Here is a 1,362-nt window from a genome sequence, read left to right on the forward strand (position 1 = left end):
CGCCGGATATATGGTCGCAAACCGTATCGAACCAGTACTTGTAACACCCGGGGCGTCCATATATGGTCAACAAAAACTGGCCACCGCGTTAGAGTTTTTCCAGTATCGATTTTCCGATTCGTTTGGTGGTAACCCACCGTTATATTCGTGCGGCCTGAGCGCGCTGTAATATCCAACGATATAGTCCGTTATGGCGTGAGCTGCATCGCTGAAGCTTACGTACCTGTCACCGGTACCCATTCGTTCTTCAGACTCCTGAAGAAGCGCTCCATTGGGCTGTTATCCCAGCAGTTTCCGCGCCGGCTCATACTCTGTCTGATCCTGTATCGCCACAGTAATTGCCGGAACTCCCTGCCTGTATAATGACTACCCTGGTCGCTGTGGAACATCACCCCGACGGGCTCACCGCGAGTTTCCCATGCCATTTCCAGCGCTTTCATGGTGAGTCTGCTGTCCGGCGAGAACGACATTGCCCAGCCCACTGGTTTTCTTGCGAACAGGTCGGGAACAACGGCGAGGTACGCCCGGCGTTTACCTGTCCAGATACAGGTCACATCACCGCACCACACCTGGTTGGGCTCCGTTACGGCGAACTGTCGCTCAAGATGATTCGGGATAGCAACGTGCTCATGACCGCCACGCTTATACCGGTGAGTCGGCTGCTGGCAACTGACCAGTCCCAGCTCTTTCATGAGCCTGCCAGCAAGCCAGCGCCCCATCTGGTAGCCTCTCTGGGTTGCCATTGTGGCGATGCTTCTTGCTCCGGCCGAACCGTGGCTGATGCCATGTAGCTCAAGTACCTGACTGCGTAATATAGTCCGTCTGCCGTCTGGCTTTTCAGGACGGTTTTTCCAGTATTTGTAGCTGCTGCGATGAACCCCGAACACGTGGCAGAGAGTGACCACAGGATAACGCGCCCTGAGTTTCCCGATTATCGAGAACTGTTCAGGGAGTCCGACATCAAGAGCGCGGTAGCCTTTTTTAATATTTCATTTTCCATTTCAATGCGTTGTAGCTTTTTCTTTAGCTCACGTATTTCTATTTGTTCCGGCGTTATCGGGGAGGCTTTTGGCGTTTTGCCCTGACGCTCATCACGTAGTTGTTTGACCCACTTCGTCATAGTGGAAAGGCCAACATCCATAGCCTTAGCAGCGTCAGAGACGGTGTAATTTTGGTCGACAACCAGCTGAGCGGATTCGCGTTTGAATTCAGGACTAAAATTTCTTCTTTTCATTGGAGCACCTGTGTTGTTCTGAGGTGAGCATATCACCTCTGTTCAGGTGGCCAAATTCAGTAAACCATATATGGACGCCCCGGGTGTTACAAGTACTGGTTCGATACGGTTTGCGACCATATATCCGG

At 52.2% G+C, this 1,362-nt stretch carries 1 pseudogene; it reads right to left on the reverse strand.

Annotated elements, in window-relative coordinates:
- Positions 1-66 precede the first annotated feature (66 nt).
- Positions 67-1,234, reverse strand: a pseudogene (locus AC3Y5R_RS24115) (IS3 family transposase).
- Between the last annotated feature and the right edge of the window lie 128 nt (positions 1,235-1,362).

This window comes from Erwinia sp. 009765445 (assembly GCF_058137865.1).